11 protein-coding genes are annotated in these 15583 nt (G+C 57.9%); 6 read left to right on the top strand and 5 right to left on the bottom strand.

The features are described from left to right. Positions 1-128: 128 nt before the first annotated feature. Complete coding sequence (locus tag M0G74_RS02965) at positions 129-1574, bottom strand: D-aminoacylase (protein ID WP_248214265.1); 1446 nt, start codon at positions 1572-1574, stop codon at positions 129-131. Between the two features lie 34 nt (positions 1575-1608). Continuing rightward, a complete protein-coding gene (locus M0G74_RS18330) occupies positions 1609-2475 on the bottom strand; it encodes a MurR/RpiR family transcriptional regulator (RefSeq protein ID WP_160152522.1) in 867 nt (288 codons plus the stop codon). Between the two features lie 189 nt (positions 2476-2664). Here M0G74_RS18330 and M0G74_RS02975 point away from each other — a divergent pair, with 189 nt between their 5' ends. Genes M0G74_RS02975 through M0G74_RS02985 form a run of 3 tightly spaced genes read left to right on the top strand, consistent with a single transcriptional unit; the run spans position 2665 to position 7310 of the window. Continuing rightward, positions 2665-3876 (top strand): amino acid deaminase, encoded by a 1212-nt coding sequence (locus tag M0G74_RS02975; protein WP_248214269.1) that lies wholly within the window; start codon positions 2665-2667, stop codon positions 3874-3876. A gap of 35 nt (positions 3877-3911) precedes the next feature. After that, a complete protein-coding gene (locus M0G74_RS02980) occupies positions 3912-6437 on the top strand; it encodes a family 20 glycosylhydrolase (protein ID WP_248214271.1) in 2526 nt (841 codons plus the stop codon). A 6-nt stretch (positions 6438-6443) separates the two neighbouring features. After that, entirely contained in the window at positions 6444-7310 is an 867-nt protein-coding gene (locus tag M0G74_RS02985; protein WP_248214274.1) for an SMP-30/gluconolactonase/LRE family protein, read from the top strand. Between the two features lie 104 nt (positions 7311-7414). Here M0G74_RS02985 and M0G74_RS02990 read toward each other — a convergent pair whose 3' ends face one another. Then, the gene (locus M0G74_RS02990; RefSeq protein ID WP_248214275.1) at positions 7415-10582 is read right to left on the bottom strand and encodes a TonB-dependent receptor; all 3168 of its coding nucleotides are present in this window, start codon (positions 10580-10582) and stop codon (positions 7415-7417) included. A 462-nt stretch (positions 10583-11044) separates the two neighbouring features. Here M0G74_RS02990 and M0G74_RS02995 point away from each other — a divergent pair, with 462 nt between their 5' ends. From M0G74_RS02995 to M0G74_RS03005, 3 genes are all read left to right on the top strand, one after another. Further along, positions 11045-11734, top strand: coding sequence for a hypothetical protein (locus M0G74_RS02995; protein WP_248214277.1), 690 nt, complete (start codon positions 11045-11047; stop codon positions 11732-11734). A 141-nt stretch (positions 11735-11875) separates the two neighbouring features. Continuing rightward, on the top strand, positions 11876-12346 hold the full coding sequence (locus M0G74_RS03000) for a hypothetical protein (protein WP_248214281.1): 471 nt from the start codon (positions 11876-11878) through the stop codon (positions 12344-12346). 43 nt (positions 12347-12389) lie between these two features. Continuing rightward, a complete protein-coding gene (locus M0G74_RS03005; protein ID WP_248214283.1) occupies positions 12390-13232 on the top strand; it encodes an intradiol ring-cleavage dioxygenase in 843 nt (280 codons plus the stop codon). An 84-nt stretch (positions 13233-13316) separates the two neighbouring features. Here M0G74_RS03005 and fghA read toward each other — a convergent pair whose 3' ends face one another. Together fghA and M0G74_RS03015 are read right to left on the bottom strand one after the other, a co-directional pair. Further along, positions 13317-14153, bottom strand: a complete 837-nt coding sequence (gene fghA / locus M0G74_RS03010) for an S-formylglutathione hydrolase (protein WP_248215299.1) — start codon at positions 14151-14153, stop codon at positions 13317-13319. A 15-nt stretch (positions 14154-14168) separates the two neighbouring features. Then, positions 14169-15296 (bottom strand): S-(hydroxymethyl)glutathione dehydrogenase/class III alcohol dehydrogenase, encoded by a 1128-nt coding sequence (locus M0G74_RS03015; protein WP_160152516.1) that lies wholly within the window; start codon positions 15294-15296, stop codon positions 14169-14171. Between the last annotated feature and the right edge of the window lie 287 nt (positions 15297-15583).

Genomic DNA, 15583 nt, shown 5'->3' on the forward strand with positions numbered 1-15583 from the left:
TTTTCGGGAGCGTCGCAAACAGGATGTTTGCGCCGCAGCGCCCAGGGATGGGTTCACAGCGGTCCCGAAAAGCTTTACCCGGTGCTCCGCCGCCACCGCAGGAGAACAGAGCACCAACACACTAAAAATCACGCGCGAAACAAAAAAGAACCACTGCGAGCGTCGAGAACGTCACCATCGGAATAGCTACAAACCCCATTCACCCAGACCCGCCGAATTCCCCGCGCAGGCAATTGCGGTTGCGAATAGTCGGCCATGGATTCCAGCCGCGCATAATCAAACAACACCAGGTCCGCACAATAGCCCTCGCGGATAAAACCCCGGTTCGCCAAACCAAAATTGGTCGCGGAAAGTCCGGTCATTTTGTGCACCGCCGTGGCCAGGTCGAATAGCTTCAGGTCTCGTCCGTAATGGGCAAGCACGCGTGGAAAAGCTCCCCACAAGCGCGGGTGCGGATGCGGGTCATTGGGTAGACCATCCGAGCCCACCATCGTCAACGGATGGGCCAGAATATTCTGTACATCCGCGTCACTCATACAGTGGTATACCGCACCCGCCGGCTGCAACTTCTCTGCCGCCGCGTAATTGGAAAGACTCCACTCCCGCGCGATATCCGCCAAACGCCGCCCGCCCTGCTCCGGAAATGTCTCAGACCAGGTAATAAAGATCTCGATATCGTCGTTCACCTGCGCAAGATCCAGGGTGCTGGAGCTGGCGGTGTAGGGGTAGCAGTCGCAGGCCAGTTTCTGGTGTGGCGCCGCTAGGTCCAGTTTTTCCAGCACTTCACTACTGCGGCCCCAGTTGCCGCGGCCCGCGCATTTCAGGTGGGAAATAATCAGCGGCACACGATGCTCACCGGCCGTCATCAACGCCTCATCAATGGCCTCAAGAATGCGGTCAAACTCGGTGCGCAAATGGGTGGTGTAGACCCCGCCCTGTGCCGCCAACTCGGCAACCATTTCCAACACTTCCGCGGTATCCGCGCATTTTGCGCTGCCGTAGGCAAGGCCAGAACTGAGCCCGATGGCGCCCTGCTGAAGCGCCTCGCGCAATTGCAGGCGCATGGCTGCGAGTTCGTCAGTCGAGGCCGAGCGCTGCAGGTCCGGCATATGGTTGTTGCGGAGGGAGGTATGGCCGACCAGTGCGGCCACATTGATATTCGGGCGCGCCTTTTGCACGGCGTGGGCGTAATCGGAAAACCTGGGGTAGGAGAAGCGTTCGCGCCCGCCGAGCAGGTTGAGCGGATCTGGGGGATCGCTTTTCAGGGTGACCGGGCTGGCACTGATACCGCAGTTACCCACAATGACGGTGGTCACCCCCTGGCTGATCTTGGCCGGCACTTTGGGGTTGTGGATAACCTCCAGGTCGTCGTGGGTGTGTACATCGATAAACCCCGGCGTCAGACAGAGACCGGTAGCATCCACTTCTTCTCGCCCGGATTCGCGAATGCCACCATGCGCCACTGCGGTCATTCGCTCGATGTTACCCCCGCTAATGGCAAGGTCTGCGCAAACCGCTGCGGCACCACTGCCATCGATAACCTGGGCATTGCGAATTACCGTATCGAAAGTCATCCACTATCCTGTGCGCCAAAATCTGCGGTGCTGGTCAGTCCCCCAGAGGCAGGCGATCTTCGCCGTGCTTGTGGCTATCCAGTGTGTGTTTGAGCCGGCGTAATGCCTCGCGACTTTTGCGCTTCTGTTTTACGGCCAGCTCAGTGGCCAGCACATCGATCGCCGCCAACATGACGTAACGCGAGGCACTGGGCTTGAAAATGTAATCGGTCTCCAATGGTTCCATTGGCACCAGGTGATGCAGCACTTTCGCCAGGGGAGAATCCGCAACGGTTACACCCACAATGGTCGCGCCGTATTCCCGGGCAATCTCTGCTGCCTCCTGAACATCCGGACTGTAACCGCCCAGGGAGAGGCACAGCACCACATCGCTGCTATCAATAGTCGAGGCCGCCATGCGCATCAGCATGGGATCGGAATAAGCGGTAGCGGCAAATCCGAGGCGAAAAAAGCGGTGCTGGCATTCCTGCGCCATCACGGTGGAACCACCACCCACACCAAAAATCAAAATCTGCCGCGCCCCCACCAGGGACGTCACGGCCGGTTCGATGACGGCTTCGGTAATCAGCCGCGCGTTGTGATCCAGCGCCGCTTTAATTTCATCGTAAACCCCGTAGTTGGCTCCGGGCTCTGTCTTTACTTCGGTGTAAAAGCGCTGACCCACGGCCAGCGCCTGGGCCAGGCGCAGTTTCAGGTCGCGCACATTTTTGCAACCCACCGCTTTGGCAAAGCGGGTAATGGTGGCCTCGCTGACCCCGGCCTTGTCCGCCAGCTCGCTGATACTGGCGTGGGCGGCGAAGCTGATATCGTCGACCACCAGACGGGCGATCTTCTGTTCTGCATCCCGCAGCTGGCCGTAGTGACCATTTATTTTCGACACAATATCCGGTTCGTGACTCACGATGACTTATCCTGTTTTGCGACTGCTTCTGGAGGACAACCGCCGCCGGGCGGTTCGGATATTGATGGTACGTAAGTCGGGCCAGTATAGGTATCGTGTTTGTTACTTTCAACACTTGATTTAAATTTGTGGTATTTTCTACCAAGACAAATAACGAAGACTGGTGAAGAACAGCAGGGACAGGATTTGATGCACACACACACACCCAATTTGTTGCGGGAAGAGATAACCCTGCCCGCCGCCGTGATCTACCGCTCGCGACTGATGCACAACCTCAACTGGATGCAGCGCTTCGCCGATGAACGGGATGTTGGGCTGGCGCCCCACGGCAAAACCACCATGGTCCCCGCCTTTTTCAAGCTGCAGCAGCAGGCCGGTGCCTGGGGTATGACCCTGGCCAATCCCGCCCAGTGCCGGGTCGCCGCGGAAGCCGGTATTTCCCGGATACTGATGGCCAATCAGCTGGTGGGAAAACCGAACTTCGCCGAGATCGCAAAACTCCAGCGGGACTTTCCCGAGCTGGAATTTTTCTGCCTGGTGGATTCCGCAGAAAATGCGCGTCAGCTCGGGCGCTACTTCTCGGAACAGGAAAAGCCGCTGAAGCTCTTGCTGGAATTCGGTGTACCCGGAGGCCGCACCGGTTGCCGAAATGCACAGCAGGCCCGCGTCGTGTGTGACGAAATCGCCAACTGGCCACAACTGCAGCTGGGCGGGATTGAGACCTATGAGGGATTGATTCACGGCCGCGACGCCAGTGACGACACGGTGGAGGATCGCGTGCGTGAACACCTGATCAATACCCGCGAACTTTGCCTCGCCCTGCTCGCGGAAAACCGCTTCGACACCCAGCAGGTGATCCTGAGCGGCGCCGGTTCCGCCTGGTACGATCTGGTGACCGTCGTGTTTACCGATCATAACGAGCCGCGCCTGGTGCCGCTGATCCGCCCCGGCTGCTACCTGATCCACGACCGCGGTATCTACGCAGACGCCCAGGCCGCTGTTATGCAGCGGCTGGAAGAGGACAAGTGTTGTAGCCCATCGGACGACCTGCAGTCGAGCCTGGAAATCTGGGCCTATGTACAATCCATTCCCGAAGCCGGCATGGCGATTCTCGCCTTCGGCAAACGGGATGCGGCCTTTGATGCGGGACTGCCAAAACCAGAACTGCATTTTCGTCCTGGGCGGGACACAGTGCCGCAAAACGCGGACCCGCAGTGGACACTGAGCGCGATCATGGACCAGCACGCGATGATGCGGACTCCCGCAAATTGCGATTTGCAGGTTGGGGATATCATCGCTCTCTCTACCTCGCACCCCTGCCTTACCTTCGACAAATGGCGGCAGATACGGGTGATCGACGATGACTACAACCTGCTCGAAAGCGTGGACACTTTTTTCTGATGCTGGATTCCGATAACAGAATAATGAGAAAAGCCATGGGCAATAGAAGATCCAACATACTCACACTGACCGCGGCAGTCACTCTGATACTGCCGCCTTTCGCCAATGCTAAATCCTCGGAATACTCAGAGTACGACGCGCGACTACCGGCGATGATGCCCTACCCCCACCAAGTCGACGTCCAACCCACTGCCCCCATGCGCCTGGAGGACAGCAGCCAGATTTGCCTGCCACCGGCGGCATCAACGCGCTTGAACGACGCCACTGATCGCTTCCGCGAACGCCTGCAGCGGCAACAGAATATCCAGCTGGCCGTTGCCAGACCCTGTGCGGAAATTCCTGACAGTGATGTCGGGAGCCGGATCGAACTTGTCCTTACGTCTCCTGACTATGCAGATGAAAACACCCTGGCGGCACTCAGCGGAAACCGGGCCTTTTATCGCCTGCAGGTAACCGCAAATAAAGTACAGCTCAGTGCACACACGGAAATCGGATTGCTGCACGGTCTGCAAACCCTGTCGCAATATATCGGTAGCGATAAAAGCGGAGTCACCGCCGGATACGAAATGCTGCCCGGCATCCAGATCGAAGACCAGCCGCGTTTTCGCTGGCGCGGCCTGATGCTGGACTCGGTGCGACACTTTTTTTCTGTAGAGACCATTAAACGGCAACTGGACGGCATGGCCGCAGCCAAGCTGAATGTATTTCACTGGCACCTTACCGACGACCAGGGCTGGCGCCTGCAGAGTCACGCCTACCCGAAACTCCACGAAACAGCCCCCGGCGGAAACTTTTACACCCACGAACAGGTGCGCGACATCGTCGCCTACGCCGCGGCACGCGGTATTGTGGTGGTACCGGAAATCGATATGCCCGGCCACACCAGCGCCATTGCCGTCGCTTACCCGGAACTCATGTCCGCGCCCGGTCCCTATGCGCCGGAAGATCGCTGGGGTGTACACAAACCACTGCTGAACCCGGCCAACCCGGAGGTCTATACCTTTGCGGAAAAAATTCTCGGGGAAGTCGTCGCGCTGTTCCCGTTTGAATATGTGCATATCGGTGGCGACGAGGTTGACCCGGAACACTGGGAAAGCAACCCGGAAATCCAACAGTTTATGCAGGCAGAACAATTGCAAGACAGCCACGCATTGCACAACTATTTCAACAGCCGGCTGGCACAAATCCTTGCAGGGTTGAACCGCAAAATGATCGGTTGGGATGAAATCCTGCACCCGGGTCTGGCGCAGACCGCCGCGGTGCAATCCTGGCGCGGTCCCGACGCCCTCAAGGAAATCGCCCGCGCCGACCACTACGGTATTCTCTCCACCGGTTTCTATCTGGACCAGCCCCAGTACAGCAGCTATCACTACCGCAATCACATTCTTCCCAAACAGCGAACATTCACCCAGATCAAAAACAACGAACCGTGGCAGTCCTGGTATTTCAGCGCACCGCGCAAACGGGGCAGCGCACTGACGGGTACCTTTACCATCGTGGAATCGACGGATGGCAAGCTGCGTGGCCATATCAAATTCGAAGGCAAGGCGATACAGCTACTACACAATATCGAGCGCACGGGCCCCTACACCACATTCAAACTGGACACCTGGATGGGACCGCTGCGCGCGCGCCTTCTGCTGCAAGACAAGTCCCTGAGCGGTGACTTCCTGGTAGGCAATACGTCCTACCACTCCAGCGGCGCGCTGTTTCGCAGCAGCAGCCTCGAAAGTGAACCCGGCTACCTGGGCTCCGGGGAACCACGATTAAGCGACGAGCAGCAGAAAAATATCCTCGGCGGCGAAGTGGCACTCTGGGCAGAAATGATCGATGAGCACAACATCGACCTGCGCCTGTGGCCGCGGGCTTTTGCCGTGGCAGAGCGCCTGTGGTCCGGGAAAGAACTTCAGGATGAGGATTTTCTCTACCAACGCCTGACAGAAATCGATCATTGGGCAGAAACCGCCGTCGGCCTGCAGAACAAGTCCCAGCAGAAAGTGGCGCTGCAAACGCTGTTTCCAGACAAGCTGCAATCCGAGGCCCTGGATTTTTCTGCGGTCCTGGAGCCGGCGCACTACTATCACCGCCATCATGAAAAGTCGGCCAAAGAAAGCTACTCCCGTCGCGATCCGCTAAACCGCTTTGCCGACAGCCTGCCAGCGGAAAGTATAGCCCTGCGCGAATTCCGCCAGCTCCTGGATTACCTGCCGGCCAATCCCGCTGTAGAGGTAAACCGCGCGCGCCTGCACTCCGGGCTGATCCCCCTGTGGCGCGCTGGCGTCGCTGCCGAAGCCCTGCTCAAACAGCGCGAACAACTGCCGGCGGATGTCCAGTTGCTCGCCGAACGGGTACGGCAGCAGATGGAACTTTCCTTCACGATTGCCAGTCGCTATATGGACCAACAGGCATTTTCCGACAGTGAGGCCGTTGATATTCGCCGTCAGATAGAAGCCCTCAAAGGGATGCACGGGGAAGTGGTGCTGCCGGCGGTCTACGTGCTGGAACGATTGATGGATAGCCTGCAATATTCAGGCAACAACGCAGACATAGCTAAGAGATAAGGGCAAATGCACAAGATGGCTAATTTACTGGGCACCTCGATACTTGCACTGGCAATTTCCTGCATTGCGGTCGCTTCCGTCACGCGTGACACCACCGACTGGATGCCGGAAGGCAGCTTTACCAGCGGTGTGGAAGGCCCGGTTGTCGGCCCGGATGGCAGCCTTTACGCGGTGAACTTTGCCCGCCAGGGCACCATTGGCCGGGTAACGGCAAAAGACAGTGGTGAAGTCTGGCTGCAACTGCCGGAAGGCAGTATCGGCAATAGCCTGCGTTTTCACGACGGGTTTCTGTATGTGGCGGATTACACCGGCCACAATGTGTTGAAGATTGATCCTGCCAGCAAAAAAGTTATCCACAAGTTCCATAACCCGCAGATGCACCAGCCCAACGACATCGCTATCTCCGCCAGTGGCACCATTTATGCCAGCGACCCTGATTGGGCGAATAACAGCGGTCAGCTGTGGCGAATCTCGCCAGAGGGGACATTTGCGCTGATGGAAAAAGACATGGGCACCACCAACGGTATTGAGCTGAGTCCGGATGGCAAGAATCTATACCTCAATGAAAGTGTGCAGCGCCGGGTCTGGGTGTACGACGTATTGGACAATGGCGATCTCGCCAATAAACAGCTGTTGATGGCATTTGATGACTTCGGCATGGACGGGATGCAGACGGATGCGGAGGGGAATTTATACATCACCCGATACGGAGCCGGTGTAGTTCTCAAGGTTTCCCCGGCAGGCGAAGTGCTTTCAACCATTCAACTGAGCGGACAACACCCGACCAATATTGCACTGAGCACGGATAGCGGCACCGGGTACGTGACCATGCAGCAGCGCGGGGCTATAGAGCAGTTTTCCGTCGAGCGCTGAAGTCGTTGGGTAGCGGCGGCGCTACCCAAACAAAAAAAGCCCACCCGCTTTTGGCAGGTGGGCTTTTCCAGTTCAGAAGGCCGGTAAGTTATCCGGCTCCCGAATCAGAACCGGGCGCGCAGGCCGAGGGCATAGCGGCGATCGGTAACAAAGTTCAGAGAATCGGTACGGGTGCCATCCTGATCCAACTGCAACTCGGTGCGCGTCTCGGTGTTCAGGATATTGCTCGCCTCCAGACCGATCTGGATATTGTCGGTGATGTCGTAGTAAGCGGAACCATCGAGGAAGCCCGCCGCCTTCGCATACACCGGCGCGAATTCATTGGAGTCGCGGCGGGTAACCAGATATTCGGAGCGCCAGTTGTACGCCAGACGCATCGATAGATCGGCATACTCGTACATACCCACGATGTTGTAACTCTCATCGGAGTAGCCTGGTAGCGGCAGGTTAGTGAAGGCGCGGAAGCTGTTGCGGCCATCGTAAATCGGCTCGCCAGTGGTATCGAAGCGCACCGCACCCAGCTGTTCATCGCTCATCGGATCATTCAGATCATTCTGGTCGATGTAGGTGTAGTTCATCTGCACCCCCAAGCCACTCCAGGCGCCCGGCAGGTTATCGAAGAACTGGCTGTAGGAAATTTCGAAGCCCTGGATAGAGCCCTCACCGTCGTTCGCCGGACCATTAAACGAAACGGACTCGGTTACACCGGTGCGCGGGTTGGTCACATCCGCCAGGAAGGGACGCTCGCGGAACAGGTTATCGATATCCTTGCGGAACACGGCCAGCGCCAGTGAGCCGGTATCAGAGAAATACCACTCGGTGGTCAGGTCAATATTGAGCGCTTCTTCCGGCTCAAGGTAGGGATTACGCGCAGTGCCATTGATCTGCACACTGCCGGGCGTAATGCCGGTGACCGGGCCGCCCTCACCGTCGCGCTGCACTTCATATTCCAGGGTCACGATACGTGAGTTGCGGGTGTCCTGCAGGTTCGGGAAGTAGAGACTCTGGGATGCACCGAAACGCACAATCACATCTTCCTGCACATTCACCGCTACGTTGAAGCTCGGCAATACCGTGCTGTAATCGGTACCGTCCACCGTGCTCACCGCGCCGAGGCCGTCGGCAAACGCCTGCAGGTTTTCACTCAGGAACTCGGCGCCCTCACCGCCCAGTGCGGGCATTACCACATAGCCGGTGGACTCCAGCTGGTAGTTCACGTAACGCAGGCCAAAGTTGCCGCGGTAGGGCATCGCCAACGTGTCATCGGCGAAGTCGAAACGCACATAGGCTTCCTGGCGCTTCTCATTGGTGGAGGTGATGTCGTGGGGCGCGAAGGGGCTGCCCGGGGCTACGCGACCGGCCATGTCCACCATGGCCTGGTAACACTCGGGGTTGCTCTGGCCCACTTCGGAAGCGCCACCCGGATTGGTTTCACCATAAGGTGCCGTGTTAAACCCGGCGTCACAGGCACGACGCATAAAGTTGGCGAAATCTTTAGCCGACGCCATTTTGATAAACAGGAAATCGTCGCGTCCGTCGAGAATACCGCCCTGATAGAAATCGCCCCAGCTCTGGCGCTCGAACTCACCGGCAATCGCATTGTAATCGCCGTTCATGGAAAGGGCAGTGTTCCACGGCGTGTTGACCGCACCCCAGTTGGAGTACTCGGTGTCGCGCACGGTGAGGTCCTTGTCGGAACTGTAGACACCACCGCTCAGGGTACGCGCCCAACCATCGCCCAGTTCGTATTCCAGATCCAGTTTCACCGCGTTCATGCTGGCGTCGGAGTCGATGGCGGTATCCAGTGCGGTGGCCAGCAGTACATCCGGGCGCATGCCATCCCAGTTGGGCGTGTAGTCCGGCTCGAACAGACGGTCGCTCAGGAACTCGATACTCGGGCGACTGCCGCGCAGATCCAGGTAAACATCGGAAACTGTGTGCTGTGCGCGGGCGTTGATGCCGTTATTGATCATCTCCTCGGTGGCGTCCACCCGCTGGATATCCAGGCCAACATTCAAACGGTCGGTGGCCTGCCAGTTGATGTTGAAGGAGACATCTTCAACCGAGGTTTCGGTTTCGTTGTAGCGGGAAGACAGGTGCATCGGCATTTCCGGGCCGAAGCTGATTACACCGCTGGTGAACATATTGTTGTCGTCCCAGGTGGGCATCATGTCTTCCGACACGTCGGTGCGCACACGGGAATCCCACCACTGCCCCTGGGCAAAACCCTGGGCCTGGGGGCCGATTACATTTTCTTGCCACACCAGGGAGGCATCGGAACGCAGGTATTCCAGTGTGGTGATAACGCTGTCATCCGGAGACTGCCATTGGAAGGAGGTGGCGAAACCGGTGCGCTCGCGATCGTTCTCGGCACTGCGCAGGGAGTACTGCCCGGGAATATAGTAAGTGGAGCCGGCAGGCTGATCGGCAAACGCGGGCGGACCTTCCAGCGGGGAGTTCGGCGCTGTACCACCAATCGCATTGGGGTCCCAGGAGGGCGGCACGTTGATGTGCGCATCGCCGCGGGAATAGAAGTTGGCCACACCAATACCATCACCGCGGGTAGCGAGTTCGGAATGGGAAGCGGAAATCAGAAAACCGAAATCACCGGCATCGGTTTCCCACACGTCACTGAACAGACCGGAGGTGGTGGGCGTCGCTTCCTCGCGGAAGTCGCCGTAATTGGTTTTCACGGTGCCGGCGACAATGCGCTCACCGCTGTCCAGTGGCTTGCGGGTGATCAGGTTTACGGTACCGGCGATGCCCCCGGCGATCATGTCTGCGGTCTGGTTCTTCACCACTTCCACCGCACCCAGCAGCTCCGGGGAAATATCTTCGAAGTTGAGACCGCCGCTGCGGGTAGCGCTGAAAGAGTCGCGACCGTTGATTTCACTGCGCACGCGATCGAGACCGCGCACCAGTACACCGGTGCCTTCGTCGGCGTAGTGGTTGGGGTCGTCAGAGGCGGCGAAGCGCTCGATACTGACACCGGGCACCCGCTGCAGGGCCTCGGTGACCGACTTGTCTGGCAGTGCACCTATATCCGATGCGGTGATCACGTCTTTCACGGTGTCACCGTCGCGTTTCAGTGACTGTGCGGACTGCAGTGTCGCGCGGATATCACCGTAGACCACGACCTCTTCTACCAGTGCATCGTCCAGTTGTTCTGCTTCCTGCGCCGCCAGCTGCCCTGGCAGCAGGCCGTAAACCGCACCGCACACAGCGACACTCAGCAATTTTCGATTGAAAGTGGGATTGAATTTCCTTGGCATGGCTAACCCTCGGTGGTGTATATCTTTTTATTGGTATGACGGCACTACCCCTGGCAATCCCTGCCCAGTGCCCTCTTTATAGTCGCATCCTCAAAGCCCCGCGCGGCCCCAGTATCTATTCAACACCTGTATTGAGTACCTCTATTCAGTACCTGGTTTTCCACACCCCAGCTCCTAAAAACAGACAGTGCAAAAAATGCTCCGGGAGCTCCCCAAACCGGCAATACCTGTGGGAGTCCCGACTGCGAGCGGTACAAGGTGAACATCATGAATGGACTGGTGATACCAGCGCATGAGAGAAACATACCAACTGGGAAAATAACTTTCAACAAATATGAAATTAAATGTTAGATATTTTCACAGGCTGGCTCGACGGCACCGCCCACCGGGATTGATCCGGGCACCGCGCCAAACTACCTTTAGCTTCCCAATCGGACAAAAGCGCCACAGGAAAGCACCATAATGCCCCTACCCTCATACCCCCAGTCAGCGGTCGCGCCGCCTCTGTCTGCTCCACGCCAGATGAGCGCCCTGCTGACCAGTACGCTGTTGATCAGCACATTGCTGACCGCCTGCGGCGCAGACACTACCGGTAACTCCGCTGGCACCTCTGCCGATGAGGCAGTACCAGCAGACAAGTTCCTGACGCAGATTGCGGCCTACTGTGGCCAGGCCTTTGCCGGCCAGATTACCGCCAACGAACCGCGCTCACCGGAGCCGGATGCCTTTGCTGGCAAGCCGCTGGTCATGCATGTGCGGGGCTGCGACGCACCCAGCCGTGAGATCCGCATCCCCTTTCATGTGGGAGAGGACCATTCACGCACCTGGATACTCACGCGCACCGACTCGGGTTTGCGCCTGAAACACGATCACCGCCACCAAGATGGCAGTGAGGATGCAGTCACCATGTACGGCGGGGATACCCAGGCCGCGGGAACTGAAAACCGGCAGGAATTCCCTGTGGACCAGGAATCGATTTCGACCTTTACCCGCGAAGGGCTAAATGCCTCCCTGGAGAACACCTGGGCGATGGAGATCCATCCGGGACAATATTTTGTTTACGAGCTGACACGCCCTAATGGACGCAAATTTCGTGTTCAGTTCGACCTGACAAAGCCGGTCGCACTTCCGCCGACACCCTGGGGTTACTGACAAGCTCCTGGGGCAATTTCCAGGGGCAAGCTTCAGGAGCAAGTTCCAGGCTTAACAATCGTTAACCAATCTTTACCCGTCAGGACTCAACGCCAAACCACCGTGGTGGTCTCATAGTGCTTACAACACACTGGAGTCACCATGAAATCGCTCTACACCGCGGCCGCTTTCGCGGCCATCACCACCATTACCGGCTGTGCCAGTACCCCAAAGGCACCGCCGGTTTTCTCCGAATCCTTCATCACCAATATCACCGAACAGGGCAACCGCATGTTCACCTATACCGCCACGATCAATGGCGGCGGTGAGGGCGGCGGCCCCGGCGGTGGTATGGGTGGCGGCAGACGTGGCCCGGGCGGCCCTGGCGGTGGTGGTGGCATGGGCGGTGGTCCCGGTGGTGGTATGGGCGGCGGTCCCGGCGGAGGAATGGGAGGTGGCCCCGGCGGTGGCGGTATGAGTGGCAAGATGCGGGAAAACCCGGAAAAAGCCGCAGGGGAACGTCTGGAAGAAGTCCTCGCCACCACCCAATACTGCCCCCACGGCTGGTTTGTGATCGAGAAGAGCAATCTGCAGGGTTCCGTCGAGATCCGGGGAGAGTGCCGTGCCGGCTAAGCTGGTGCGATCAACAGCGGAAACCGAACCACAGGGTATAAAAATGCATAGAGAAACAGAAAGTCCACCACAGGAAGTCGGCACAAATGCTGACGGGGATGTACACGCAAAAAACCTGAATCGCCGGCAGATGTTGTCCGCGATGGGCATGACCAGTATGGCATTGCTCGCAGGGTGCAATAGCGGCGGCTCTTCTGGTGGCAACGCCAATTCGGGCAGTTCATCCGGAGGGTCGTCCTCTGGCGGATCTTCCAGCAGCAGTTCCTCGGGCAGCAGCTCCGGCGGTACGACTGGCACCTGCACCCTGATTCCACAAGAGACCGAAGGTCCCTACCCGCTCACCGCCGTATTGAGCAATTCCGCCATGGCGCGCTCCGATATTACCGAGGGCAAAACCGGGTTACCGCTGACGCTGGTGTTGAATCTGGTCGACGTGAATAACGACTGCGCACCGATTACCAATGCCAGCGTGTACGTTTGGCACTGCGATAAAGATGGGCGCTACTCTGGCTACTCGCAGCCGGGCGCAGACGAACGGGGAACAACCTACTGCCGCGGCATTCAGGATGTCGACAGCGACGGTATGGTGCTGTTCGAAACCATTTACCCCGGGTGGTATAGCGGGCGGATTACCCACATCCATTTCCAGGTTTTCCTGTTCAGCAGCAGCACCGCGACCGCCACCTCGCAGATCGCTTTCCCGCAAGAAATCACTGAGGCGGTTTACGACTCAACACTCTACGCGGACAAGGGGCAAAACAGCTCGGTGGGCAGTTTCGCCTCAGACAATGTGTTCAGTGACGGCGTTAGCTACCAGCTGGCAGACGTTACCGGGGATCTTGAAAATGGCTATGTCGCGACGCTGCAGGTGGGTATTGCCGTATAGCAATGAATAAACAGAAATAAACGAGCAGAAATAAAAAGGCCGGCATATGCCGGCCTTTTTATTAAACGAGTGCGCACTATCGGACTAGTGCGCCAACAGATAATCTGCATGAAAGCGCAGGTGCTGCTCGATAAACGATGCGATAAAGAAATAGCTGTGATCGTAGCCTGCGTGGTACTCGATCTTCACCGGGTATCCCGCCGCTTCCGCTGCCGCTTTAAGTGCATTGGGTTTCAGTTGTTGTTCCAGGAACTGATCTTCTTCCCCCTGAGAAACCAGCATCGGCAGTTTTTCTACCGCACGGCCAATCAATACCGAGGCATCGTGCTCCTCCCAGGTCGAGCGATCTTCACCGAGATACGCCGCGAAGGCCTTCTCACCCCAGGGACAGGCAATGGGGTTGCAGATGGGGCTGAAGGCCGACACCGAGGTAAAGCGCTCCGGATTCTTCAACGCGATGGTCAGCGCACCGTGGCCACCCATCGAGTGGCCTGAAATTGCACGGCGTTGACTGACCGGGAAATTTTCCTCAATCAGTGCCGGCAATTCATCGACGATGTAATCGTACATCCGGTAGTGCGGCTTCCAGGGTGTCTGGGTGGCGTTGACATAAAAGCCCGCGCCCTTGCCCAGGTCATATCCCGCATCGTCTGCCACATCGTCACCACGCGGGCTGGTATCCGGAATCACCAACACAATGCCCAGTTCCGCCGCCATGCGCTGGGCACCGGCCTTCTGGGAAAAGTTTTCATCGGTGCAGGTCAGGCCCGACAGCCAGTAAAGCACCGGAAACTGCTGGTCTTTTTCCGCCTGGGATGGCAGAAAAATGGAAAAGCGCATATCGCAATCCAGCACTTCGGAGCGATGTGAATACTGGCACTGGGTGCCATCGAAACAGTGGGTTTTGCTAACGAGTTCCATGGTCATTGCTGCACCTTACTGGTAGTGGATGACGCTGCGGATACTTTTACCCTCGTGCATCAGGTCAAACGCTTCGTTGATCTTTTCCAGCGGCATGGTGTGGGTAATAAAGTCATCCAGCTGGAATTCGCCGGCGAGATAGCGCTCGACATAATCCGGCAGCTGCGAACGCCCCTTCACACCGCCGAATGCCGTACCGCGCCATACGCGACCGGTCACCAGCTGGAAGGGACGGGTGGAAATCTCCTGGCCGGCGCCGGCAACACCGATAATGACGGACTCACCCCAACCCTTGTGGCAACACTCCAGCGCCGAGCGCATGACATTCACATTGCCGATACACTCGAAGGAGTAGTCCACACCGCCGTCGGTCAGTTCGACAATCACTTCCTGAATCGGCTTGTCGTAGTTTTTCGGGTTGATGCAGTCGGTGGCACCGAGCTTTTTCGCCAGCTCGAATTTACCTTCATTGATATCCACCGCGATGATCCGTGAGGCCTTGGCCAGGCGCGCACCGATGATGGTGGCCAGGCCGATACCGCCGAGGCCAAATACCGCGACCGTTGCGCCCTCTTCCACTTTTGCCGTATTCGCCACCGCCCCCAGACCAGTGGTGACGCCACAACCCAGCAGACAGACTTCTTCCAGGGGGGCGTTTTTGTTCACCTTGGCCACGGAAATTTCAGGCAGTACCGTGTATTCGGAAAAGGTCGAAGTCCCCATGTAGTGGTAGATGGGCTCGCCGTTTATGGAAAAACGCGTGGTGCCATCGGGCATCAGGCCCTGGCCCTGGGTCGCACGGATCTTCTGGCAGAGATTGGTCTTGCCGGACAGACAGAATTTGCACTCACCGCATTCCGGGGTATACAGCGGGATCACGTGGTCGCCCACCGCGACACTCGTGACGCCCTCGCCCACAGATTCCACCACACCGCCGCCTTCATGCCCGAGAATGGCAGGGAAAACGCCCTCGGGGTCGTCACCAGACAGGGTAAAGGCATCGGTATGACACACACCGGTGGCCAGCAGTTTGATCCGCACTTCGCCCTTTTTCGGCGGTGCCACTTCGACCTCCTCGATCGACAGCGGCGCGCCCGCTTTCCACGCCACAGCGGCTTTACACTTGATGGTCTCTGCAGACATGAATATTCCTCTTTCTATCTAAACTTATCCGCACGGATTACTTGGTCGGCTCGGCCGAATCTGGCAACTAGCTTAACAGATCAGGGGCTGTCCGCTGTCTCTGCCGGCACAACCTTGACTCACCGGCACACAGTCCGGCGCTTTTTTGCACACAGCTGGTGCTAACAATATCCGATCACCGTCATCGCATCGGGTTTCACCTCGCCCCTTCTCTTCCCTTCTCTTCCCTTCTCTTGCCTTCTCCTCCCTTCTCCTCCCTTCTCTAGATAGTAGCCCCGCCTAAAACT

Origin of the sequence: Microbulbifer sp. CAU 1566 (assembly GCF_023156515.1) — a bacterium.
Lineage (GTDB): Bacteria > Pseudomonadota > Gammaproteobacteria > Pseudomonadales > Cellvibrionaceae > Microbulbifer.